Source organism: Mycobacterium numidiamassiliense (genome assembly GCF_900157365.1).
Classification (GTDB): Bacteria; Actinomycetota; Actinomycetes; order Mycobacteriales; family Mycobacteriaceae; genus Mycobacterium; species Mycobacterium numidiamassiliense.
Genome location: NZ_FUEZ01000003.1, coordinates 1,771,576 through 1,794,182, shown reverse-complemented (window position 1 = coordinate 1,794,182; position 22,607 = coordinate 1,771,576). Strand labels below are relative to the sequence as shown.

19 protein-coding genes are annotated in these 22,607 nt (G+C 66.1%); 4 read left to right on the top strand and 15 right to left on the bottom strand.

Going from position 1 to position 22,607, the window contains the following annotated elements; all coding sequences use genetic code 11:
• Nucleotides 1-955: LpqN/LpqT family lipoprotein (locus MNAB215_RS08385; RefSeq protein ID WP_077078284.1), on the bottom strand; the 955-nt coding region annotated here is incomplete at its 3' end.
• A 187-nt stretch (nt 956-1,142) separates the two neighbouring features.
• Here MNAB215_RS08385 and leuS point away from each other — a divergent pair.
• Complete coding sequence (gene leuS / locus MNAB215_RS08380; RefSeq protein ID WP_077078283.1) at nt 1,143-4,076, top strand: leucine--tRNA ligase; 2,934 nt, start codon at nt 1,143-1,145, stop codon at nt 4,074-4,076.
• Between the two features lie 7 nt (nt 4,077-4,083).
• Here the strand turns inward: leuS and MNAB215_RS08375 are convergent, their stop codons facing one another.
• The 14 genes from MNAB215_RS08375 to MNAB215_RS08310 all read right to left on the bottom strand — a co-directional run bounded on the left by MNAB215_RS08375 (nt 4,084) and on the right by MNAB215_RS08310 (nt 17,846).
• Nucleotides 4,084-4,752 carry an SDR family oxidoreductase gene (locus tag MNAB215_RS08375; RefSeq protein WP_077078282.1) on the bottom strand — a complete coding sequence of 223 codons (669 nt, stop codon included), beginning with the start codon at nt 4,750-4,752 and terminating at the stop codon, nt 4,084-4,086.
• Between the two features lie 48 nt (nt 4,753-4,800).
• The gene (locus MNAB215_RS08370; RefSeq protein ID WP_077078281.1) at nt 4,801-5,301 is read right to left on the bottom strand and encodes a MarR family winged helix-turn-helix transcriptional regulator; all 501 of its coding nucleotides are present in this window, start codon (nt 5,299-5,301) and stop codon (nt 4,801-4,803) included.
• Between the two features lie 65 nt (nt 5,302-5,366).
• A complete protein-coding gene (locus MNAB215_RS08365) occupies nt 5,367-6,113 on the bottom strand; it encodes an amino acid ABC transporter ATP-binding protein (protein WP_174604573.1) in 747 nt (248 codons plus the stop codon).
• Nucleotides 6,113-7,930, bottom strand: a complete 1,818-nt coding sequence (locus MNAB215_RS08360; protein WP_077078279.1) for an ABC transporter substrate-binding protein/permease — start codon at nt 7,928-7,930, stop codon at nt 6,113-6,115. Before MNAB215_RS08360 ends, MNAB215_RS08365 begins: the two co-directional genes overlap by 1 nt.
• 49 nt (nt 7,931-7,979) lie before the next feature.
• Nucleotides 7,980-8,720 (bottom strand): GntR family transcriptional regulator, encoded by a 741-nt coding sequence (locus tag MNAB215_RS08355; protein WP_077078278.1) that lies wholly within the window; start codon nt 8,718-8,720, stop codon nt 7,980-7,982.
• A 122-nt stretch (nt 8,721-8,842) separates the two neighbouring features.
• Nucleotides 8,843-9,655 carry an LLM class F420-dependent oxidoreductase gene (locus tag MNAB215_RS08350; RefSeq protein ID WP_077078277.1) on the bottom strand — a complete coding sequence of 271 codons (813 nt, stop codon included), beginning with the start codon at nt 9,653-9,655 and terminating at the stop codon, nt 8,843-8,845.
• Nucleotides 9,656-9,686: 31 nt separating this feature from the next.
• Nucleotides 9,687-10,601: an alpha/beta fold hydrolase gene (locus MNAB215_RS08345; protein WP_077078524.1), complete on the bottom strand. Its 915-nt coding sequence runs from the start codon at nt 10,599-10,601 to the stop codon at nt 9,687-9,689.
• A gap of 11 nt (nt 10,602-10,612) precedes the next feature.
• Nucleotides 10,613-11,830 (bottom strand): DUF1214 domain-containing protein, encoded by a 1,218-nt coding sequence (locus MNAB215_RS08340; RefSeq protein WP_077078276.1) that lies wholly within the window; start codon nt 11,828-11,830, stop codon nt 10,613-10,615.
• Nucleotides 11,831-11,842: 12 nt separating this feature from the next.
• A complete protein-coding gene (locus MNAB215_RS08335) occupies nt 11,843-12,646 on the bottom strand; it encodes a sugar phosphate isomerase/epimerase family protein (protein ID WP_077078275.1) in 804 nt (267 codons plus the stop codon).
• 1 nt (nt 12,647) lies between these two features.
• The gene (locus MNAB215_RS08330; RefSeq protein WP_077078274.1) at nt 12,648-13,817 is read right to left on the bottom strand and encodes a sulfotransferase family protein; all 1,170 of its coding nucleotides are present in this window, start codon (nt 13,815-13,817) and stop codon (nt 12,648-12,650) included.
• Nucleotides 13,814-14,941, bottom strand: a complete 1,128-nt coding sequence (locus tag MNAB215_RS08325) for an LLM class flavin-dependent oxidoreductase (RefSeq protein WP_077078273.1) — start codon at nt 14,939-14,941, stop codon at nt 13,814-13,816. Before MNAB215_RS08325 ends, MNAB215_RS08330 begins: the two co-directional genes overlap by 4 nt.
• 173 nt (nt 14,942-15,114) lie before the next feature.
• Nucleotides 15,115-16,206: an inositol-3-phosphate synthase gene (locus MNAB215_RS08320; RefSeq protein ID WP_077078272.1), complete on the bottom strand. Its 1,092-nt coding sequence runs from the start codon at nt 16,204-16,206 to the stop codon at nt 15,115-15,117.
• An 80-nt stretch (nt 16,207-16,286) separates the two neighbouring features.
• The gene (locus MNAB215_RS08315; RefSeq protein WP_077078271.1) at nt 16,287-16,829 is read right to left on the bottom strand and encodes a PadR family transcriptional regulator; all 543 of its coding nucleotides are present in this window, start codon (nt 16,827-16,829) and stop codon (nt 16,287-16,289) included.
• Between the two features lie 147 nt (nt 16,830-16,976).
• Nucleotides 16,977-17,846: a DUF1707 SHOCT-like domain-containing protein gene (locus MNAB215_RS08310; protein WP_077078270.1), complete on the bottom strand. Its 870-nt coding sequence runs from the start codon at nt 17,844-17,846 to the stop codon at nt 16,977-16,979.
• 86 nt (nt 17,847-17,932) lie between these two features.
• Here MNAB215_RS08310 and MNAB215_RS08305 point away from each other — a divergent pair, with 86 nt between their 5' ends.
• From MNAB215_RS08305 to MNAB215_RS08295, 3 genes are read left to right on the top strand one after another with little or no spacing between them, the layout of a single operon-like run.
• Nucleotides 17,933-18,367, top strand: a complete 435-nt coding sequence (locus MNAB215_RS08305; protein ID WP_077078269.1) for a DUF5318 domain-containing protein — start codon at nt 17,933-17,935, stop codon at nt 18,365-18,367.
• Nucleotides 18,360-20,957, top strand: a complete 2,598-nt coding sequence (locus MNAB215_RS08300; RefSeq protein ID WP_425436414.1) for a transglycosylase domain-containing protein — start codon at nt 18,360-18,362, stop codon at nt 20,955-20,957. Before MNAB215_RS08305 ends, MNAB215_RS08300 begins: the two co-directional genes overlap by 8 nt.
• Nucleotides 20,954-22,606, top strand: a complete 1,653-nt coding sequence (locus tag MNAB215_RS08295) for a glycosyltransferase family 87 protein (protein WP_077078267.1) — start codon at nt 20,954-20,956, stop codon at nt 22,604-22,606. Before MNAB215_RS08300 ends, MNAB215_RS08295 begins: the two co-directional genes overlap by 4 nt.
• Nucleotide 22,607: the final 1 nt, after the last annotated feature.

The window sequence follows — 22,607 nt, the reverse complement described above, 5'->3', positions numbered from 1 at the left end:
GGGCCGGCGTGGCGGCGGGAGCCTGGGCGGGTGCCGGGGCCTGCGCACCGGGGACGGTCACGCGGAAGCCATTGACGATGCCGTGGGTGGCGGGCGCGTCGGCGACGGCAACGGCCCGGTCGGTGGTCACCGAGAGCGACACCAGGTACTTGTCGTGTCCGGACGTCGCGATGACGTGACGACGGAAGGTGTTGAGCGCCATGTCGCCCTCGCGGTACTGGCCTTCGACGACCGAGGATGGGAAGCCGCCGAAGTCAGCCATCGAGGCGTTCGTGGGCTGCCAGGCCAACAGCTTCTGGCTGTCCACGTAGCCGTGCGTAATGGCTTCCCTCGGATCGAAGTTGCCGACCAGTTTGTAGACCACGACCTGCGCGTTTGATGTGTAGACGCTAGCGCCGTGCCGGTCGGCGATCACCGCGAACGCGTCCGGCACATTGGGATCTGGAACCTGAGTCCAGCGCGCGGGCACCGGCAGCGTGATGTCCAGCGCCTTGAAGCCCTCGGGCTTTTGCGCCTCGAGTTTGACGCCCTTGGATTGGAAGTAGTCACGCAGCGTTCCCGAAGTCGCGGGAACCGGAGCCGGCGGGGTGGGAGCGACGGCGGCAACACCTGCCGCGGCGGGCGCTGCAGCCAGGCTCGGCGGAGTGAAGGGATTGGCCGCCGGGGGAGTCGGCGCGAAGGCCGCGACACCGGGTGCCGCTGGCGCGGCGGCAGCCAGGCTCGGCGGCGCAAACGGGTTCGCGGCCGGCGGGGTCGGCATGAACCGATTAGCGCTGGCGCCGCCGGGAGTGCCGAGCAGGTTCTGGGGTGCCTGCGCCGGGACGGCGGGAACTGCGGGGGGTGTGGGGACCATCGGATCCGCCGCAGCCGTGCCACCGCCGAACACGGCGACGCCGATTGCTCCGGCGGCGAAGCCGCCTACGAATACACGCCATCCAGCGGCGATTTCAATCATGTCCGTCGGTCCTTCCGAACGGCTGGGGGACCAGCACCCGTGGTACAGAGGCTGACTGTAACCAGCGGTCAAACCCGGTGAACAGGCTCGACATCGAGCTGGGATGAACCCCTGATCGGTGCGCAACTCAACCTTTACCAACCTGTGGCCGACGGGGCCGCCCAGACCGCCCTTATACCCTGGTCACGTGACCGATTCCCCGACTACCGCGCCGCGGAGCAGTGCCGAGACCTTTGGGGCCGCTCAGACGGACTCCGATGCGCCGCCGCACCGCTACACCGCGGAACTGGCAGGCAGCATTGAGGACACCTGGCAGCACAACTGGGCCCGGCTCGGAACGTTCAACGTGCCCAACCCGGTCGGCTCGCTGGCTCCCACGGATGGCACCGCCGTTCCCGACGACAAGCTGTTTGTGCAGGACATGTTTCCCTATCCGTCCGGCGACGGGCTGCACGTCGGGCACCCGCTGGGCTACATCGCCACCGATGTATACGCCCGCTATTTCCGCATGAATGGCCGTAATGTGCTGCACGCGCTGGGGTTTGACGCATTCGGCCTGCCCGCCGAGCAATATGCCGTGCAAACTGGCACCCACCCGCGCACCCGAACCGAAGCCAACATCGTCAATTTCCGGCGCCAGCTGAGCCGGCTGGGCCTTGGACACGACAGTCGGCGCAGCTTCTCGACCACCGACGTCGAGTTCTACAAGTGGACGCAGTGGATCTTCCTGCAGATCTACAACGCATGGTTCGACACCGCGGCCAACAAGGCGCGCCCGATCGCCGAGCTGATCGCCGAATTCGATTCCGGCACCCGTCGTCTCGACGACGGCCGGGACTGGGCGAAGCTGTCGGCGGGGGAGCGGGCTGATGTGGTCGACGGCCACCGGCTGGTCTACCGGGCGGATTCGATGGTGAACTGGTGTCCGGGGCTGGGCACGGTGTTGGCCAACGAAGAGGTCACCTCTGACGGCCGCAGCGATCGCGGCAACTTCCCGGTGTTCCGGAAACGATTGCGGCAGTGGATGATGCGCATCACCGCCTACTCCGACCGGCTGCTTGACGACCTTGACCTGCTGGACTGGCCCGAGAAGGTCAAGACCATGCAGCGCAACTGGATCGGGCGTTCCACCGGGGCGGAGGCGTTGTTCTCGGCGACCGTAGCCCAGGGCGAGCGGGCCGGCGCGCAGGTCGATATCGAGGTATTCACCCCCCGCCCCGACACCCTGTTCGGCGCCACCTACCTGGTTTTGGCGCCCGAACACGAGCTGGTCGACGAGCTCGTCGCCGCGGCTTGGCCCGACGCGGTGAACCCCGGTTGGACCTACGGTGCGGCGACACCGGCGGATGCCGTCGCCGCCTACCGTCGCGCCATCGCCGCGAAGTCAGACCTCGAGCGGCAGGAGAGCAAGCAGAAGACGGGTGTCTTCCTCGGCAGTCACGCGATCAACCCGGCCAATGGCAAACCGGTGCCGATCTTCATCGCCGACTACGTGCTGGCCGGATACGGCACCGGCGCGATCATGGCGGTTCCGGGCCACGATCAGCGGGACTGGGATTTCGCCAAGGAATTCCACCTGCCGATCGTGGAAGTCATTGTCGGCGGCGATATTTCGGAGTCTGCGCACACGGGCGACGGGGTGCTGGTGAACTCCGGCTACCTCGACGGGATGGACGTCGCCACAGCCAAGGAAGCGATCACCGCCCGCCTGGAGTCCGAGGGCCGCGGCCGGGCCCGCATCGAATTCAAGCTGCGTGATTGGCTTTTCGCGCGTCAACGGTATTGGGGTGAGCCGTTTCCGATCGTCTACGACAGCGACGGACGCGCCCACGCCCTCGACGACGCCGCGCTGCCGGTCGAGCTGCCCGACGTGCCCGACTACTCGCCGGTGTTGTTCGACCCCGACGACGCGTCCAGCGAGCCGTCGCCGCCGCTGGCCAAGGCCGCCGAGTGGGTGCACGTCGAGCTGGATCTGGGCGACGGCCTCAAGCCCTACACCCGCGACACCAACGTGATGCCCCAGTGGGCGGGCAGCTCCTGGTATGAACTGCGCTACACCGATCCGCACAACTCAGAACGGTTCTGCGGCAAGGAGAATGAGGCCTACTGGATGGGCCCGCGGCCCGCCGAGCACGGTCCGCAGGATCCCGGCGGCGTCGATTTGTACGTCGGAGGTGCTGAGCATGCGGTGCTGCACCTGCTGTATTCGAGGTTCTGGCACAAGGTGCTCTACGACCTCGGACACGTCACATCGCGGGAGCCCTACCGCAGGCTGATCAACCAGGGCTACATTCAGGCTTTTGCCTACACCGATGCCCGCGGGTCGTACGTGCCGGCCGATCAAGTGGTCGAACGGGGCGAAGGCTTTGTCTACCTGAGCCCCGACGGCGAGGTCGAGGTCTTCCAGGAATTCGGGAAAATCGGTAAGAGCCTGAAGAATTCGATCTCACCCGACGAGATCTGCGACGAATACGGAGCGGACACGCTGCGGGTCTACGAGATGTCGATGGGTCCGTTGGAGGCCTCTCGGCCGTGGGCGACCAAAGACGTTGTCGGCGCGCATCGTTTCTTGCAGCGGGTGTGGCGACTGGTGGTCGACGAGAACACCGGTAATACCCGGGTCACCGATGTCGACGGGTCGCAGGAGCTGGACGCCGAAACCCTGCGGGTGCTGCACCGCACGATTGCCGGGGTGGCGGAAGACTATGCGGCACTGCGCAATAACACCGCGGCGGCCAAGCTGATCGAATACACGAACCACCTCACCAAGGCGCATCGAGATTCGGTACCGCGCGCCGCGGTCGAGCCGCTGGTGCTGCTGCTGGCACCGCTGGCCCCGCATATGGCAGAGGAGCTGTGGCTGCGGCTCGGGCACACGACCTCGTTGGCGCACGGCCCGTTCCCGCAGGCCGACCCCGCCTACCTGGTCGACGACACCGTCGAATACCCGGTGCAGGTCAACGGCAAGGTGCGTGGACGGGTGGTGGTGGCCGCCGATGCCGACCAGGACGCGCTGAAAGCCGCAGCGCTGGCTGACGAAAAGGTCCAGGCCTTCCTGGCCGGTGCCACTCCGCGCAAGGTGATCGTGGTTGCCGGCCGGCTGGTCAACCTCGTCGTCTGAGGACTCCTCACCGTCCCGGCCGCAGCACCACCTCGTGCAGATGCCCGTCGCGCGGTGTGGCCACCGCATTGGCGACCGCCGCCGCCACCGTCTCGGGCCGCAAGAATTTGGCGGCGTCGTATTCGCCACCCTCGAATGCGACGAGTTCACGCTGCATCTCGGTGTCGGTGCGGCCCGGGTAGATGGTGGTCACCCGCAGCTGGGGCTCGTCGTCGCGCAACGAGTCGGCGAATGCGCGCAGCGCGAACTTGCTGGCCGAATAGGAAGCCATGCCCGGCGAGGCGGCGCGCCCTGCGCCGGAGTTGATGAACACCACCCGGCCGCGGGCGCTGCGCAGGGCGGGCAGCAGTGCCAGGGTAAGAGCCACGGGCCCAAAAACATTCACGGCGAAGGTGGCGCGCCACTCATTGATGTCCGACTCATCGACATGGCCGGGGATAGACAGCCCCGCGTTGTGTACCAGCACATCGAGTTCGTCGACGATCTCGCAACTGGATTCGAACGAGTCCGTATCGGTCAGGTCAAGCGGAAACGTCGTGGCGTCGTGCCGCAGCGCGACGGCGTCGAGCCGATCAGAGGGCCGACCGGCCAGCAGCAGGCTGTGCGACGGGGCCAGCGCCGCAGCGATGGCGGAGCCGATACCGCCGCTGGCGCCCGTGATGAGTGCAGTTGGCATGTGCCTCAGTCTACGAGACCAGCCAATGTCGTTGGAGGTGAGCTACTTTCACGCCTGCTTGCGCGCGGGTTCGCCGGCCGGGCCGGATGTCGGCTCACCCGCGGCCAGGCGCTGCAGCGGTGCCAGGGCCTCGGTCAGGGTGTTCAGGTCGGACTCGGGGAGTTGGCTGAGCATCGCGGCCAGGGCGGCGAACCGGTTGGCCTGAGATTCGCCGTGAACAGCCCGCCCGCGCGGGGTGATGTCGACCAGCACGGCTCGCAGGTCAGAGGGATCGCGCGAGCGCTTCACCAGCCCGACCTTTTCCAGCCGGCGGATCGCCACGGTAGTGGTGGGAGTGCGCACCCGTTCGTGTGCGGCCAGGTCGGTCATCCGTATCGGGCCCTGATCGAGCAGGGTGACGAGAATCGACAGCTGCGCCAAGGTCAATTCGCCGGCGACGACCCCGCTGGGGTCGCCGCGGCGCAATATGGAGGACAGTTTGGCCAGCGCACGGTGTAAGCCTTCCGCAAGCTCGTTCACATCGGTTGCGGTGGATTCGCTGTCCGCCATAAGTCGGCAGTCTAGCCCGATATGCGCGACGTACAAGGTAGCTATCGGCGACTAATTCTCCGCCATTACAGCACTTGGGACAGGAAGCGCTGCAGGCGATCGGTTTTAGCCGCTTCGAATATCTGCTCCGGAGGACCGCTTTCCACCACTTTGCCTTGATCCATGAATACGACCGCGTCCGACGCCGAGCGGGCGAATCCCATTTCATGGGTGACCACCACCATGGTCATGCCGCCGGCGCCGAGGTCGGCGATGAGCTTCAGGGCTCCCTTGACCATCTCGGGATCGAGCGCGGCTGTCGCTTCGTCGAAGAACATCACCTGCGGTGCCATGGCCAGCGCGCGGGCGATCGCGACGCGTTGTTGCTGGCCACCGGAGAGCATGGCGGGGCGGGCATCGGCCTTGTGCTTCAGCCCAACTCGGTCCAGGTGACTCAGCGCGACCTCCCGGGCGGCGTCGTTGGACAGGCCCAGCAACTTACGCGGCGCCAGCGCTACGTTTTTGAGAATGCTCAGATGGGGGAACAGGTTGTAATGCTGGAAGACCATCCCGATGCGCTGGCGGAGCTCGGCGGGATCGTCCTGCAGCACCGACTTTCCGTCCAGCAGGATGTCTCCGCTGTCGGGTTCGTTGAGGCGGTTCAGGGTACGCAGCAACGTCGACTTGCCCGAGCCGGACGGCCCGATCACGGCCACCGTACTGCCCGCGGGGGCTTGGATATCGACGCCGCGAAGCACCTTGTTCCCACCCAGGGTTTGGTGAATGTCTTTGCCTTCCAACGATACTGATGTGCGCCCCACGGAGTCCGCGATCACACGAGCCCCTGGCTGAAGGTGGACGCGACGATCTCGGCAGGTTCGTCCTTCCCGCCCCGGGGACTGCCGCGTCGCAGCCGGACGTCGATGTAGTTCACCAAATGCGTTAATGGGACGGTCAATAGCAGGTAGAACAGGCCGGCGGCCACCAACGGCGATAGATTGCCCGTCTGCGCGTTGAGGTCCCGGCCCACCTGGAAGAGCTCACGCTCCTGGGCGACCAGACCTAGGAAGTACACCAGTGCCGAACCCTTCAACAGCGCGATGGCCTGATTCACGAGCGCGGGCAGCACCCGCCGAATTCCCTGCGGCACGACCACCAGCCGCATCGCTGCCGGATAGCTGAACCCCAATGCCCGGGCGGCTTCCAGTTGTCCGGCATCCACACTCTGGATTCCCGAGCGCAGAATCTCGCCGATGTAGGCGCTTGCCATCAACCCCAGCGCGGCGATGCCCAACGGATAGGGATTGTTGTTCGTCAGCCCGCCCACCAACGGACCGATGCCCATCCCGACGATGAGGATGATCACCACTTCGGGTAGACCCCGGAAGATATCGGTATAGACCCGAGCCGGCCAGCGCAGCCACCGGGCCTTCGCCATCCCGGCGATGGCCAGCCCCATGCCCAACACCAGCCCGATCGCGAGGGCGCTGTTGGCCAGGATCAACGTGTTGGGCAGCCCCGTCATCAGCAGAGCAGGGACGGCTTCCCGGTACAGGTTCCAGTCGAAAAACTGATCACCCAGTTGCGCCAGAAGGGATTTCGGCGCCGTGGGACCCGGCGCATCGTGGTGGTGGCTTGCGGCGACCGCGGCGAAGTCCGGCAATGTCGGGTACGGCGCGGCTTTCGACCCGGGCTTCCAGCCCGGCGGTAGCGGCCGGGGAACCCATTCGGAGTACAGCTGCGCCCAGGTGCCGTCGGCGATGACAGCGTCCAGCCCCGAGTTCAGCGCGGCGAGCAGCGACGGGTTGTCCTTGGCGACCGCGTAGGCGACGAAGTCACCCGGGGTGAAGGCGTTGGCGACAACGGCCACCGGGTCTCCCGGCTTCATCAGGTTGGCCGCCAGCGACGCCGGGGCCACCCACGCGTCGATCTGGCGTGTCTTGAGGTTGGCGTACACGGTGGCGAAACCGGGATATTTCACCGGTTGCAGATGCAGGTCGCCGACGACGTACGACTCCTCGACGGTGCCCTGCACGACCCCGATCCGCTGCCCGTCGGCCAGGTCGCTGAAATTTTTGATCGGCGATCCGGTCGGGACCACCAGCGCGTAATAGCCGAAGTCGTAGCCGTTGGTAAACGAGACGGTGTGGCGCCGTGCGGCAGTCGCTTTCACCGATGCCGAGCCGACGTCGAAGCGCCGGGACGCCACCTGGGCGAGCAGCGCGGAGAAGTCCGTGCTGACGAAGCGGACTTGTAAGCCCAGCTTTTTCGCGATGGCGAGCAGCAGCTGATTGTCGAAACCGCTGAAGGTTCCGGTGGCGTTGACACAGACGGACGGCGGCGCATCAGACAGTGTGCCGACGGTCAGGACACCCGGGTCCTGCAGTCCGAGTGTCGAGTCGTCCACCGCGCTGAGTGGCTCGACGGATGCTGTCGTGTTGTTGTCGTCATGGCCGAGGCCCGCGGTGGTGGTCAGGTCCTTGGGGAGCGCGGTCGCGCCGTTCGCACCGGCGGGCGCACATTGGTTTCGGTCCGCGTGCGCAAGTCCCGTGGGTGCGACCATCGCCAGGCCGCACACGATCAGAATCGTCGCGGCCAGTCCGAGTAGCTTTGCGCCGCGCGTCGCGCGCGGGCCTTCGCGCACACTCATCACCGATACCGTATCGGCTGTCCGGCGGCTCGTCCCGTCTAGCGGTCTATCAGATTGCGATCGATGGCGCGCTGCGCAGTGCATCCGCGGCGGCGAGAGCATGAGGAGGCGCGCCGACCACGTGGCGGACGTCGTGCGGTGCGCTGAACACCCTGCGGCGGAACAGCTCAGCCAGCATGGTCTGGGCCATCACATGCGAGCGGCCCACGCACGCGGCCTGCGCTGCCGTGGGGTCGCGCCGTCGTATTGCGCTGGTCTCGTCCTCGTAGAAGGGCAACAATTCGTCGACGTTGGTCTGGTAGGTCATCCAGAACATGCGGGGGATCAGGTTTTCCGAAGCGCGCAGCAGGGCGTTCAGCCGCGGCCCCGCATACTCGTCGTTCACGGTGCGCCGGTATTCACCGGCGATTTCGGCGAACGCGCGAGAATCCTTGGCAGCGCGAAGCGAACGCATGAGGGCATCGAGGTGGCCCAGGATTCGGGGTGTCGGGTTGGCCGATGCCCGCGCCGACGCGATGCCGTTGAGCATGCCGTCGAGTTCGTGATGTTCGAGGACGGTGGCCTCGTCGAACCGTTCGACGAACGCGCCGCGGTGATAGCGGGTCGACACGATGCCGTCGTGTTCCAGCTGGACCAGCGCCTCTTGAATCGGCACGCGACTGACGCCCAGGCCGATCGCGATTTCATTGCGGTCGACGCGGTCACCGCTGCGCAGCTTCCCGGTCAGCACCAGATTGAGGATGTGGGAGACCACCAGGTCTTTTTCTTTAACCCCGTATTTCTTGGGCATCTGCTTTTCTAGAGTCTCTCTCCAACCGCCTTGGCCTACTAGCGCTCAGAAGTTTCTCATGACTTCGCGCTTGCTTCTAGATGTTTAGCCGATGAAGCGCAGACGAACGCCAGCGGAGCGCCTCAGCGTGCGTCGCGCCACTTGCAGAGCGCCTCGGCGGCCGTCAGGTCATAGTCGGGACCGTTGACGCCGATGGTCAGCAGCGTCACGCCCAGTGCGGTGAGGCCTTCGGCGTTCGCGATCAACCCGTCGATGCCTTCGCCGCGACGGACACCGCTGTTGTCCTCCACACCGGCGGACCGTTCGATGTCGGCCGGGTCGCGTCCGACGGCGGCACAGTGCTCGTCCAGTACGGCCGCCGCGGTCGGATAAGTGTCGACCGTGGTGAAGCCGTGCCAGATGTCGCCGTATACGGCGACCAGTCGCAACGTCTTGCGCGGACCCTTGCCGCCGATGAGTATCGGGATGTCGCGGGTGGGCGCGGGGTTGAGCTTGGCCAGCCGCGAGGTGATGCGGGGGAAGGCGGCGGCCAGGTCGTCGAGCCGGCTGCCCGCCGTACCGAATTCGTAGCCGTACTCGTCGTAGTCCTTGTGTTTCCAGCCCGATCCGATCCCGAGGATGAGCCGACCGTCGGAAATGTGATCGACGGTGCGGGCCATATCGGCCAGCAGCTCCGGGTTGCGGTAGGAGTTGCACGTCACCAGCGCACCGAACTCGATCCGTGAGGTCTGCTCGGCCCAGGCCGCCAGCACCGTCCAGCATTCGAAGTGTGGTCCCTCGGGATCACCGTAGAGCGGAAAGAAGTGGTCCCAGGTGAAGGCGATGTCCACACCGAGGTCCTCGCACCGGCGCACGGCGTCGCGGATGTCGCGGTAGTGGGGGGCGTGCTGAGGCTGCAGTTGCACACCGATGCGGATGGGGCGCTCAGAGGTCATATGACCACCGTAGGCCAGCGCCGCAACGGCCTCAGCGCGCGTCCAGCACTCCGCGCAGCAGTTCTATCAGCACCCGGGGCTGGTCGCTCTGCACCGAATGCCCCGAATTCTCGACGACCTGCGCCTCGCGGAAATACTTTGCGCGGCTGGCTAATTCGGCCGCATCCTCGTCGGTGACGAAGGGCGACGAGCCGCCGCGCACCAGGGTGACGGGTGCGCCCAACGCGTCGACGTCGTCCCACAAATCGTCGAAGTTGGGGACGGCCCGGATGGCGTCGTAGCGCCACGCCCAGTTCCCGTTGTCGAGCCGGCGGGAGTTGTGGAAGACACCCCGTCGCAACGCCTTGACTTCGCGGTGCGGTGCCGCGGCGATGGTCTGGTCCAGGATGGCCTGGAAGCTGGGGAATTCGCGCTCGCCGGAGACCAGCGCCACCGTGCCCTGTTGCTCGGTGGTCAGCTCGGCATACCGGTGCAACGCCGACGGGGTGACGTCGACGAGAACGAGTTCGGGCACCAGGTCGGGTGCGATGGCCCCCACCCGGATCGCGGTCAGCCCGCCCAACGACATGCCCACGATGAGGTCGGCATCGGGCGCGTGTTCCCGGAGCACCGGCGCCACGGCGTCGGCGTTGTGCAGCGGCGAGTAATCACCGTCCTCGCGCCAGCCCGAATGGCCGTGTCCGGGGAGGTCAACCGCCAGCGCGGGCTCGCCAAGGCCGACGATGACGGTGTCCCAGGTGTGTGCGTTCTGGCCGCCGCCGTGGAAGAAGACAACCCGCGGGGAAGTGCTGCCCCAGCGCAGCGCGCTGATTCTGCCGTTCGGCGTGTCGGTCTCGACCCGTTCGACCTCAGGCAGCGGGCCGGCAACACCGGCCTGCTCGGCGTTCTCGGATAACAGGGAGAACTCAGACAATGCCGCCAGGCCATCCTCAGATATCTCGGTCACAATCTTTGACACTAGAGGACGTATCTGCGCCGAATACCGTGGAATCGATCCCACATCGCCGCACTGCGCTCGGCGGCGCTCACCATGGCGGTATCCGGTGGCAGCTCTCGGGCGAGCTCGTCGTAGGGGACCACGCGGGTGTCCAGCACGGCGGGTTCGCCCTCGAGCATGTGGCGGTAGGTCAGGTTCCCCCGCCGGAAACCCTGGGTGTCCAACCAGTTGTGGACGTTCGGATCACGGTGCGCCATGACCAGGCGGATGCGCCCGTCGCCGTCGATTTTGGTGCGGCTCGGCGTATAGCTCACCGGGCGGTAGAGATAGTCCATGCTGTTGAAGAAGGCACCCATGTTGGTGAACATCCACAGCCCGTCGTGCGCGCCGAATTCGACGATCAACGCCTCGTCGGGGGCGAGCTCCCAGTACATGTTGGCGGCGGCGCGCCCGCGCTTGCGGTCGGCTTCGGTCGCGCCGGCCTTCAAAATGGCGGGAAAGCTATTGGGATGCTCGGCATCGACACCGCCATAGGTGAAGGGGAACTCGGGCCAGTCCGACATCAGGCCGGTGACGAAATCACCGGCCCAGCCCATCGCCTCGATCATGGTCTCGGGGCTGGGCAGCGGCTTGGGGGAGTCCATGTCGATGCGCTCGATGCGCAGCTGCGCCGGAAGTTCACCCCACCTGTCGAATCCCTGACGGATGAACAGCTTTCGTGATTCCGCGGTGGTGGGCAGCCAGTTGGGTCCCCGCTCCGTTCCGCCGATGTAGATCTCGAAACTGCCGTCGTCGGCGATGCTGAGCTGGTGGCCGATCAGATTGGCCTGCGGCGTATCTCCGAAGGGCTCGTGCAGCACCCCCGGCCCCGGTACCCGGGCGCCCTGGACCGTGACGTTGAAAAACCTTGCGGTGCCGCGATTTCCAGTAATCCGATAGGTCGACTGCCCGTCGATCCACGCCTGCTGGTAAGTGAAGTCGGCGCAGTCGCCGCCGAGCTTGCGGGTGGGGCCGCAGAACGTGTGCAGCACCGGGTAGCGGGTGTCGCGGGTCTCGAGCGACAGGTCGAATGCCTGCCCGAGGTTCTGGGTCAGGAAGCGGAAGGCGTCGGCTCGCTGGGCACCCGAGGTGTCGTTGGCGTCCTTGAACACCTGCTCACCGGCGCGCTGCAACTGCGCACAGAACTGCGCCCACGCCGATTGCAGGGCGGCATCGTCGGCACCGTCACCAAAGGCCATGGAAACCCATTGTCAGCCAGCCAATCTGTGCAGCATTGCGCCGACGACCTCACAGGCGCGTTGCGCGGATTCCGCGCGGCCCTCCGCTTCGATGCGCGGCCCGATGAGTTCCAGGTCGAATCCGTGCGAGTAGCCGCCCTCCAGGGCGTGGGCGACGAACGCCTCGAGCGGTATGACGCCGTCGCCGGGAACCGCGCGGCCCGGTAGCGCCCGGTCACCCAGTACGTAGTCGCTGAGCTGGATGAGCTCCGTTCGCGGTAACGCGCGTTGCACCATCGCTTCGAAATCGCCCTCCGCCCAGCAGTGAAACACGTCGATGCAGATGCCGATGCCACTCATCTCGGCCAGCGTGATGGTATCGCGCAGGGTGTGTGCCAGATGCATGTCGGCGTACAGGCTCGAGGCGTTCTCGATCGCCAGGCGCACCCCGACGCGCGCGGCGTGCGCGGCGCAGGGCGCGATCATGGCGCAGAAGAGATCGGCCGCGTGCTGCCACGACAGCCCATCCCGGCCGCCGGTGAGCAGGTAGACCAGGCGTGCGCCGGCCGCGGCCGCGGCGTCGATCACCGTGAACAAGGCGTCCTGCGCGGCCTGGGGGTCGGAGGTCAGCCGACCGCCTGCGAAGAGATGGTAAACCGCCTCCACCGTATAGTCGTTGTGCCGCAACACTGTTGCCAACTCGGGGTCGAGCAGCTGGCTGTCGAGGATGCTCAATCGGGACACCCCCAGCGTTGCCCAGTGCTTTTCCAGCTCCGCCAGCGGCGCGCCAAGGAACGTGACGTTGTGCACCGATAAACGGCTGTGCGCTGTCGTCATCTCAGCCGCGATTCTCGATCTCGACACCGAATCGCTCACGGAAAGGCTGGAATTCGGCATGCAGGGTGTCGAGATCTTCGCCGATGTCGAGCAGCAGCTGGGTGGAGTAGTGGAACTTGCCGTAGCGATCGCCGCGATTGTTGGCCAGGTAGTCGCGCATCGCGGATTCGGCTTCGTGCGTGACGACGCGGCCGCAGAACGCGTAGTAGCGCCGCACGGTGCCGACGGGGTCGGCGATGAAATCGGGGTAGCGGACGTGCAGGATGCGCGGATCGTCGACCATGGGATTGCTCATCGTGTTGGCGACTCCGGCGCGGGTCAACTCCAGATGCATTTTCGCCAGGGCGTGCAGGTCGACGGGACCGACCATTCCTTCGGCGATGTCGGCCATCATCATCGCACGCGACGCCGCGACCTGTACCGGGTCGCGGTGCAGCCAGACCAGCGTGGCATCCGGGTAGGCGTCGAACATCTCCTGGAGCCGGAAGCCGTGAAAGCCCTTCAACACCCAGTACTTTCGCGGTCGCTCGTACTGCAGCTGCTGCAGCATGGCCTTGTGCAGCCGGTATTGTGCGGCCGGGTCAGTGGCCAGGCCGCCGACCAGTGACTGCATCGGCACCCGCCACCAGGCCGTCGGCGTCATCACCCGAAAGTCGAACGCCCAGGTGCGCTCGTCCTCGGGCAGGCCGTCGCCGAGCATGTCGTTGTAGGGATGGCTGTGCAGCCATTTGGGCATTTTCTCGTTGATCTCGCGCCAGTCCGCGTCGGCGCGGGCGCGACGGTCGTCGTCCGGGGGCGCCAGTGCGGGCGGCGGCGACGGATACATCACTTCCCAAAAGCGCAGCGCCCGCGCGTGCGGGTCGACCGACATCAGTGCGTGCATCAGCGTTGTCCCCGAACGTGGTTCGCCGGTGACGAACATCGGTGCCTCGATGACTTCGGCACCGATCGGGTAGCGGTTGCGGTCTTCGACGAACTCCAGCCGTGACGTGAGCAGCCACCGGCACACCCGCTCGGCTTCCCGGGTGCCGTCGGCATCCATGCCCAGGCCGTTGAGATGGTCGACGGCGACCGCGAAGCGCTCCGGCAGTGTGGGGTCGGCGTAGTCGTGCAGTCCGGTTTCGGCCTGCGCGGCCGCGAGCAGCTCGGCCGCGTCCAGACGGGCGCTCACGACAGATCCCCGCACAGTTGCAGCAGTTCGTCCTCGGCCGCAAGGACATTGGCCGCGGACGCCCCGGCGTACTCCAGGCCGGCCATGGCGCCGTAGTCGAGAATTTTCGGCACCCGCAATCCCGCGTCGACGTATGTCTTGATGATCTTCGCGACCGCTGTGGGTGTCCCGTGCGGCACCACGGCGAGGATCATCTCGGGTGCGACGTTGTCCAGGAACTCGAGTATTCGCTCACGGGTGAGCACGGCGGGGTCGATGTCCTGGAACCCACGCCAGCCTTCACCCATCGGGTGTTCAAAGCCGAAGCCCCGCAACGTCTCTGCCGAGACCTGCAACAGGAATGCCTTGACCAGGGGAGCCTGCAGGATCTCGGCGAGCGCATCCTCGTCGCTGCCGATCAGGCAGACCTGAATGAAGCACGGCGTGATCGCCAGCGGATCGCGGCCGGCGCGCTCGGCCGAAGACCGCACGGCGGCAAGCATTTCGGCGTAGTGTTCTGGTGTCCAGGCGCCCGCGGGCCACCATCCGTCGGCGTGACGGCCCGCGATATCGAGCATCCGCGGGCCGCTGGCGCCGATCCAGATCTGCGGCGGCTTCCGCTCGTACGGCTCGGTGTCCAATCGCGCATGCTGCAGGGAGTAGAACTCCCCGTCGAAATCGACGGGCCCGTCGCTTTCCCATAGCAGCCGGATCACCGTCAGCGCCTCCTCGAAACGGCTGACCGGGCGCGCGAAGTCGAAGCCATACGGCAGCGTGTTCTCGCTCTCGCCGCTGCCCAGGCCGAGGATGAAACGCCCCTTGGCGAGATGGTCGATCGTCAGCGCCGTCTGGGCGAGCAGGGAGGGATGGCGGCGCACGGTGTCGACGACGGCGCTGACGAGGGGGACCCGCTCGGTCAGCACGGCGGCCGCGGACGCTACGGCCAGACCGTCGAGGTGGCGGTGCGGTGAGGGCGATGCGCCGGCGAGGTCGGTGAATTCCGGTGTCCAGATCGAGTCCGGCCAGAAGCTGACCATGTGATCGGGGAGCCAGATCGAGTGGTAGCGGCCGCTGTCGAGTTCAGCGAGGCGGGATAGATCGAGGGGAAGGGTCGTCCGGAAGAACGCGGCGGGCTGAACTCTCATCGTTGATTGCGGCCTGCTTCGGTTGGGGGCTGGAGGGTTCCCCGGTAATGCTAAGCGACTGCACAGCATGTCGTTGACCGAATGGTGGGTGCAGATAAAACGAGTGTGCGGTGAAGGCGCAGTTTCGTGGTGAAACGCGACCTCACCGCACACTCGATGCGACGAATCCGAACTTAGTCGGCGCCGATGATGAACTCTTCGAGCTGGGCGCGGGCGATGTCGTCGGGCAGTTGCTTGGGCGGGCTCTTCATCAGGTAAGCCGACGCCGGGATCACCGGGCCGCCGATGCCGCGGTCCTTGGCGATCTTGGCCGCCCGTACCGCGTCGATGATGACGCCCGCGGAGTTCGGCGAGTCCCACACCTCGAGCTTGTACTCCAGGTTCAACGGCACGTCGCCGAACGCGCGTCCTTCGAGCCGGACATAGGCCCACTTGCGGTCGTCGAGCCAGCCAACGTGGTCGGACGGGCCGATGTGCACGTCCTTGGTCTTGAACTCGCGCTGCAGGTTGCTGGTGACGGCCTGGGTCTTGGAGATCTTCTTGGACTCGAGGCGCTCACGCTCGAGCATGTTCAGGAAGTCCATGTTCCCGCCGACGTTGAGCTGCATGGTGCGGTCGAGCTGCACGCCACGGTCCTCGAACAGCTTGGCCATGACCCGGTGGGTGATGGTCGCGCCGACCTGGCTCTTGATGTCGTCACCGACGATCGGCACACCGGCGTCGGTGAACTTCTTCGCCCACACCGGATCCGAGGCGATGAACACCGGCAACGCGTTGACAAATGCTACGTCGGCGTCGATCGCGCACTGAGCGTAGAACTTGTCGGCCTCCTCGGAGCCCACCGGCAGGTACGACACCATGACGTCGACCTCGGCGTCCTTGAGTGCCTTGACCACGTCAACCGGCTCGGTGTCGGAAATCTCGATGGTCTCGGCGTAGTACTTGCCGATGCCGTCCATTGTCGGGCCGCGCTGCACCGTCACGTTGGTGGGTGGCACGTCGGCGATCTTGATCGTGTTGTTCTCCGACGCGAAGATCGCCTCCGACAGGTCAAAGCCGACCTTCTTGGCGTCCACGTCGAATGCGGCCACGAACTTCACGTCGCGGACGTGGTACTGGCCGAACGTCACGTGCATCAAGCCGGGCACGGTGCTGTTCTCATCTGCGTCGAAGTAGTACTGCACGCCCTGCACTAGCGAGGACGCGCAGTTACCGACGCCGACAATAGCGACTCGTACATCCGTCGACGCGTTCTGCTCACTCATGGGGCGTTCTCCTTACCTCAATTACCTTTATCGCGGTATCTGGCGACTGATTGTTTGGTGCTGGTTTTCTTGCGAGGGGCCTACGTCTGCTCGGACAAGCCGGGCGCCGCGCGCTCGGCGGCGATCAGCTCGTTGAGCCATTTGACTTCCCGCTCACTCGACTCGAGTCCGAGCTGATGGAGCTGGCGGGTATAGCGGTCGAACGAGTTGCTGGCCCGCGCCACGGCATCACGCAGACCTTCTCGCCGTTCCTCCACCTGACGGCGGCGGCCTTCCAGAATGCGCATCCGGGCCTCGGCCGGAGTGCGATTGAAGAAAGCCAGGTGCACCCCAAACCCGTCGTCGGTGTAGTTGTGCGGGCCGGTGTCGGCCACCAACTCACTGAAGCGCTGACGGCCCGTGTCGGTCAGTTCGTAGACCCGACGGGCCCGCCGAACCGGGGTGCCGGCCGGCGCGGCGTTCTCGGCAATCAACCCGTCCGCCTGCATGCGTCGCAGTGCCGGGTAGAGCGAACCGTACGAAAACGCACGGAACGCACCGAGTAGGCCGGTCAGCCGTTTGCGCAATTCATAACCATGCATAGGCGATTCGATCAGGAGACCGAGGATGGCGAGCTCCAGCATCGAGGCACCCCCTTTGCATTTCTGGTTACGACGGTCCGACGCGTCGCGTAATCGTATCGCTTCGATATATTCGCCACAACACCACCGAATGTTGGCGCGCTATTAATCACCCCGTCGCGGCAGCGCTACTGGCCCCGCAAGGGGCGCCTAGCTGGGCAGATTCAACCGCTTGATGGTGCCGTCACCGCTGAAGACGATGGAGCCGCCGCCGTAGTCGCTGGAGACGTACAGCGAAAGAGACACCGCGCCCGGCGTGGTCGGGTCCGTGGCCGGTTCCACGATCAAGTAGGTGTTTTTGACGTCGGACGGCTTCATCCGCAGGGTTTCCGGGGCACCGCGCATGATGCCGACGGTCTTCGTGATGTCGAACTTGCTGAGGTCGATTGCGGCCGACCCGTCGGCGGAGCTCTTGGCCGAGTTGGTCGGATCGTCCCATCCGCCGCGGTAGTCGTACGCCAGCACCCGGCGGTCGTCGGAGGGATCCGGGCGGTCCAGGATCGCGTACGTCGGGTAGATCACCAGCCGGTAGCCCAGGACATTTCCAAACCGCTTGCGGGCCTGCTCGAGCAAGCCGCTCAGGCCGCCGACCGAATGCAACTGCGTCGGCGGGGTCAGCACCACCGGGGCAACACCGTCGGGCTTGGCTCCCGGGTCCGAGGTGAAGTCCAGCGGCGAACCGGTGTTGCCGTAGACACCCCAACCGATGCCGACGCCCAGCAACACCGACACGACGAAGGCGCCGACCACCGGCCCCCAACCGCGGAGCCTCGGCGAGTTGACCGCCTGCAATTGAACCGAGGCGTTGTCGGTCTGCAGATCACTCATCAGCGCATGCAGATCGCCCAGTGTGACGGCGTTGGTGGCGGTGCTGACGCGTTGCCGGTGCTCCTCCATGGAGAGCTGGCCGTCGTCGAGAGCGCTGTCGAGAATCTTGCAGGCGTCCTGCCGGTCGAGGTCCCTGGCACGCGTCGCCGCCGTTGCCCCACCAACCGGCGGTGTCCCGAGCCATTTCGCCACGCAGATGATCGTAGAAGTCCGGCGCTTGCGATGCGACGGCCTTGCTTGCGTATCGGCGGTGGGGATGGCGACGTACTCTTGTTGGCGTGCGACTGCAGCGACAGGTGGTGGACTACGCGCTTCGGCGGCGCTCACTGCTGGCCGAGGTGTACTCCGGCCGCACGGGTGTGTCGGAAGTGTGTGACGCCAACCCGTACTTGCTGCGCGCCGCGAAGTTTCACGGGAAACCGAGCCAGGTGATGTGCCCGATCTGCCGAAAGGAACAGCTCACCATCGTGTCGTGGGTGTTCGGCGATCACTTGGGCGCGGTGTCTGGATCGGCCCGCACGGCCGAGGAATTGGTCATGCTCGCGACCCGGTTCGAAGAGTTCTCGGTCCACGTGGTCGAGGTGTGCCGGACTTGCAGCTGGAACCATCTCGTGAAGTCGTATGTGCTCGGTGCGGCACGCACGGCACCTCCTCCGAGGGGAACCCGCGCTACGCGGACTGCGCGCAACGGGGCCCGCACGGCCATTGAATAACGAAGGGCGCCACAGCCAGTCGTCCGATGACCAGAGCGGGTCCGAGACTGAGCGCGTGGGCGAGCAGGCACACGCCGACCGCCCGGACAGTGCCGACCGTCCGGACGCCGGCGCGCGCTCGGAGCCACGTTCCGGGGCCGGGCATCGCCGTCAGGTTCGCCCCGATGACCGGCAGACGACGATCCTGCCTGCGGTCGTCGACCCGCGTACGGCTCAGCTTTCCGATCCCATCGACGAGGTCAAGGCCGCGTTGGATGGCTCTTCGTCGACTTCTGCGCCCCGGGATGCGATCCAGGAGGTCCGGGCCGCCCTCGACGCACGGTCGACGACGTCGCGCCGCGACGGACCCATCTCGGGACGTCGCCCTCCGGACGGGCCGCCTCCTCCACCTCCGCCACCACCGGGCCGGCCCGGCGACCAGGAGGGGCCGAGCCACCGCGCCCCCGGGTCGGGGCTGGACTGGAGCTGGGTCGAGCGGATCAACTGGCGGTGGGTACGACGCGGCGCCTACCTGTCCGCAGCGGTGTTGGTGCTCTTGCCGATCGTCACGTTCGCCATGGCCTACTTCATCGTCGACATTCCCAAGCCCGGCAACATCCGTACCAACCAGGTCTCGACGATCCTGGCCAGCGACGGCTCCGAACTCGCGAAAATCATTCCGCCCGAAGGTAATCGGGTTGACATCAACATCAGCCAGGTGCCGGTGCATGTGCGCCAGGCAGTGATCGCGGCCGAAGACCGCAACTTCTACTCGAACCCCGGCTTCGATTTCGGCGGCTTCGCACGCGCGGTGAGCAACAACCTCTTCGGCAGCGGTGATCTGCAGGGCGGGTCGACGATCACCCAGCAATATGTGAAGAACGCACTGGTCGGTTCCGCCCAACACGGATTCAGCGGTCTGCTGCGCAAGGCCAAGGAACTCGTCATCGCCACCAAGATGTCGGGGGAGTGGTCCAAAGACGACGTGCTGCAGGCCTATCTGAACATCATCTATTTCGGTCGCGGGGCCTACGGGATCTCGGCGGCGTCCAAGGCCTACTTCAACAAACCCGTCGAGCAGCTGAACGTGGCCGAGGGGGCGTTGCTTGCCGCGCTGATCCGGCGGCCGTCCTCGCTGGACCCCGCGGTGGATCCCAAGGGCGCCGAGGCCCGCTGGAACTGGGTGCTCGACGGCATGGTGGAAACCAAAGCCTTGTCTTCCAGTGATCGTGCGGCGCAGGTGTTTCCGCCGACGGTGCCGCCCGATCAGGCCCGCGCGCAGAACCAGACGTCGGGTCCCGCCGGCCTGATCGAACGCCAGGTGACCAAAGAGTTGATGGAGCTGTTCAACATCGACGAGCAGACCCTGAACACTCAGGGCCTGCAAATCACGACCACGATCGATCCCAAGGCGCAGCAGGCGGCCGAGAAGTCGATCTCGAAATACCTGGACGGCCAGGACCCAGACATGCGGGGGGCGGTGGTGTCCATCGACCCGCGCAACGGGGCGATCCGCGCCTACTACGGCGGTTCGGATGCCAACGGTTTCGACTTCGCCCAGGCCGGGCTGCAGACCGGGTCGTCGTTCAAAGTCTTTGCGTTGGTCGCCGCACTCGAACAGAACATCGGCCTGGGCTATCAGGTGGACAGTTCGCCGCTGACGGTCGACGGCATCAAGATCACCAACGTCGACGGCGAGAGCTGCGGAACCTGCAATATCGCCGAGGCGCTGAAACTTTCGCTGAACACCGCCTACTACCGGCTGATGCTCAAGCTGAAGAACGGACCGCAGGCGGTCGCGGACGCCGCGTTCCAGGCCGGCGTCGCGAAGAGTTTCCCCGGTGTCGCGCACACGCTGTCCGAAGACGGCAAGGGCGGGCCGCCCAACAACGGAATCGTGCTGGGCCAGTACCAAACTCGGCCGCTCGACATGGCCTCGGCCTACGCGACGCTGGCCGCGTCCGGTGTGTACCACACGCCGCATCTGGTGCAAAAGGTTGTCAACGCCGACGGCCAAGTGCTGTTCGACGCGGGCAACTCGGACAAGGACAAGGGCGAGCAGCGCATCGACAAGGCGGTCGCGGACAACACCACTGCGGCAATGCAACCGATCGCGGCCTACTCGCGCGGCCATGCACTCTCCGGTGGCCGGCGGTCGGCGGCCAAGACCGGCACGGTGCAGTTGGGTGACACCACCGCCAACAAGGACGCCTGGATGGTCGGCTACACACCGTCCCTTTCCACGGCGGTGTGGGTGGGTACCGTCCAGGACAACGTGCCGCTGGTAACCGCTTCGGGCGCAGAGGTTTACGGGTCGGGATTGCCATCCGACATCTGGAAGTCGACGATGGACGGTGCCTTGAAAGGCACCGACAACGAAACCTTCCCCAAGCCGACCGAGATCGGCGGCTACGCCGGGGTGCCCGTCGCGCCGCCGCCCCCACCGCCGCCGACGGAGACCGTCATCCAGCCCAGCATCGAGGTGGCCCCCGGCATCACGATTCCCGTCGGGCCACCGACGACGATCACCGTGGCTCCGCCGCCACCGCCGGGCGCTCCGGGCGTCCCGCCGGGCGGCGCTCAAGCCCCTCCACCGCAATCGCCACCGTGACCGGCGGACAGCAGGGGAGCACCACCATCTCACCGCAGCCGCTCGCCGGTGACCTGCGCAGCGCCGACAACCGCGATTGCCCCAGCCACACCGACTCTTTGGGTGCCGCCCTGGCGGATGTCATCGGCGGCCCCGTCGGCCGCCACGCGCTGATCGGTCGCGGCCGGCTGATGACGCCGGTGCGGGTGATGTTCTTGATCGCGCTGGTGTTCCTGGCGCTGGGCTGGTCGACCAAGGCGGCCTGCTTGCAAAGCAGCGGGACCGGCACCGGCGATCAGCGGGTCGCCAACTGGGACAACCAGCGCGCGTACTACGAGTTGTGTTATTCCGATACGGTTCCGCTCTACGGCGCAGAGTTGTTGAGCCAGGGCAAGTTTCCCTACAAGTCCAGCTGGATAGAGAGCGGCCCGGACGGCACCCCGCAGACTCGCTACGACGGCAAGCCCGCGGTGCGGTACATGGAGTATCCGGTGCTGACGGGGGTCTATCAGTACGTGTCGATGGCGTTGGCCAAGACCTATACCGCGCTGAGCAAGCTCGTGCCGCTTCCGGTGATCGCCGAGGTGGTGGTGTTCTTCGACGTCGCCGCATTCGGGCTGGCGCTGGCCTGGCTGGCGACGGTGTGGGCGACCGCGGGCCTGTCCGGTCGTCGGGTGTGGGATGCGGCATTGGTGGCCGCCTCGCCGGTGCTGATCTTCCAGATATTCACCAACTTCGACGCGCTGGCAACGGCATTCGCGATGGGGGGACTGCTGGCGTGGGCCCGTCGTAGGCCGGTGCTCGCCGGTGTGCTCCTCGGGCTGGGTGCCGCGGCCAAACTGTATCCGCTGTTGTTCCTGGGCCCGATGCTGGTGCTGGGCATCCGGACCGGTCGCCTTGGCGCGCTGGCCCGCACCGCCGGGGTGGCCGCGGCGACCTGGCTTCTGGTGAATTTGCCTGTGCTGGTGCTGTTTCCGCGTGGCTGGTCGGAGTTCTTCCGGCTCAACACCCGCCGCGGCGACGACATGGACTCGCTGTACAACGTGGTCAAGTCGTACACCGGCTGGCGCGGGTTCGATCCCAAGCTGGGTTTCTGGGAGCCGCCGACGGTGCTCAACACCATGGTCCTCGTCTCATTCGTAATCTGTTGCGCCGCAATCGCGTACGTGGCGTTCACCGCCCCGCAGCGGCCACGGGTCGCGCAGCTGCTGTTCTTAGTGGTCGCGGCATTCCTGTTGACCAACAAGGTATGGAGTCCGCAGTTCTCGTTGTGGCTGGTGCCGCTGGCCGTGCTGGCGGTGCCGCATCGCCGGATACTGCTGGCCTGGATGACCATTGACGCGCTGGTCTGGGTGCCGAGGATGTATTACCTGTACGGCAACCCGAATCGTTCGCTGCCGGAACAGGTTTTCACCACGACCGTGTTACTGCGCGACATCGCCGTCGTGGCACTGTGCGCGTTGGTGATCTGGCAGATCTATCGGCCCGACGAGGACTTGGTGCGCTGGGGCGGCCGGGTGGACGATCCGGCGGGCGGGGCCTTTGACCGCGCGCCCGACGCTCCGCCCGATTGGCTGCCGGCCTGGCTGCGGCCGGCCGGGTTGCGGCGCGCCGACGAGCGCCACGCCGACACCGAGGTCGCAGCCGAACCCGCGAGCGTTGGGAGATAGC

What these genes read in the sequence shown, in the direction of transcription:
- MNAB215_RS08355 (WP_077078278.1), bottom strand. Translation starts at nt 8,720, where the DNA reads ATGCCCAAGAAATACGGGGTTAAAGAAAAAGACCTGGTGGTCTCCCAC.
- MNAB215_RS08340 (WP_077078276.1), bottom strand. Translation starts at nt 11,830, where the DNA reads ATGGCCTTTGGTGACGGTGCCGACGATGCCGCCCTGCAATCGGCGTGG.
- MNAB215_RS08315 (WP_077078271.1), bottom strand. Translation starts at nt 16,829, where the DNA reads ATGCTGGAGCTCGCCATCCTCGGTCTCCTGATCGAATCGCCTATGCAT.
- MNAB215_RS08370 (WP_077078281.1), bottom strand. Translation starts at nt 5,301, where the DNA reads ATGGCGGACAGCGAATCCACCGCAACCGATGTGAACGAGCTTGCGGAA.
- MNAB215_RS08335 (WP_077078275.1), bottom strand. Translation starts at nt 12,646, where the DNA reads ATGACGACAGCGCACAGCCGTTTATCGGTGCACAACGTCACGTTCCTT.
- MNAB215_RS08350 (WP_077078277.1), bottom strand. Translation starts at nt 9,655, where the DNA reads ATGACCTCTGAGCGCCCCATCCGCATCGGTGTGCAACTGCAGCCTCAG.
- MNAB215_RS08375 (WP_077078282.1), bottom strand. Translation starts at nt 4,752, where the DNA reads ATGCCAACTGCACTCATCACGGGCGCCAGCGGCGGTATCGGCTCCGCC.
- MNAB215_RS08325 (WP_077078273.1), bottom strand. Translation starts at nt 14,941, where the DNA reads ATGAGAGTTCAGCCCGCCGCGTTCTTCCGGACGACCCTTCCCCTCGAT.
- MNAB215_RS08320 (WP_077078272.1), bottom strand. Translation starts at nt 16,206, where the DNA reads ATGAGTGAGCAGAACGCGTCGACGGATGTACGAGTCGCTATTGTCGGC.
- MNAB215_RS08360 (WP_077078279.1), bottom strand. Translation starts at nt 7,930, where the DNA reads ATGAGTGTGCGCGAAGGCCCGCGCGCGACGCGCGGCGCAAAGCTACTC.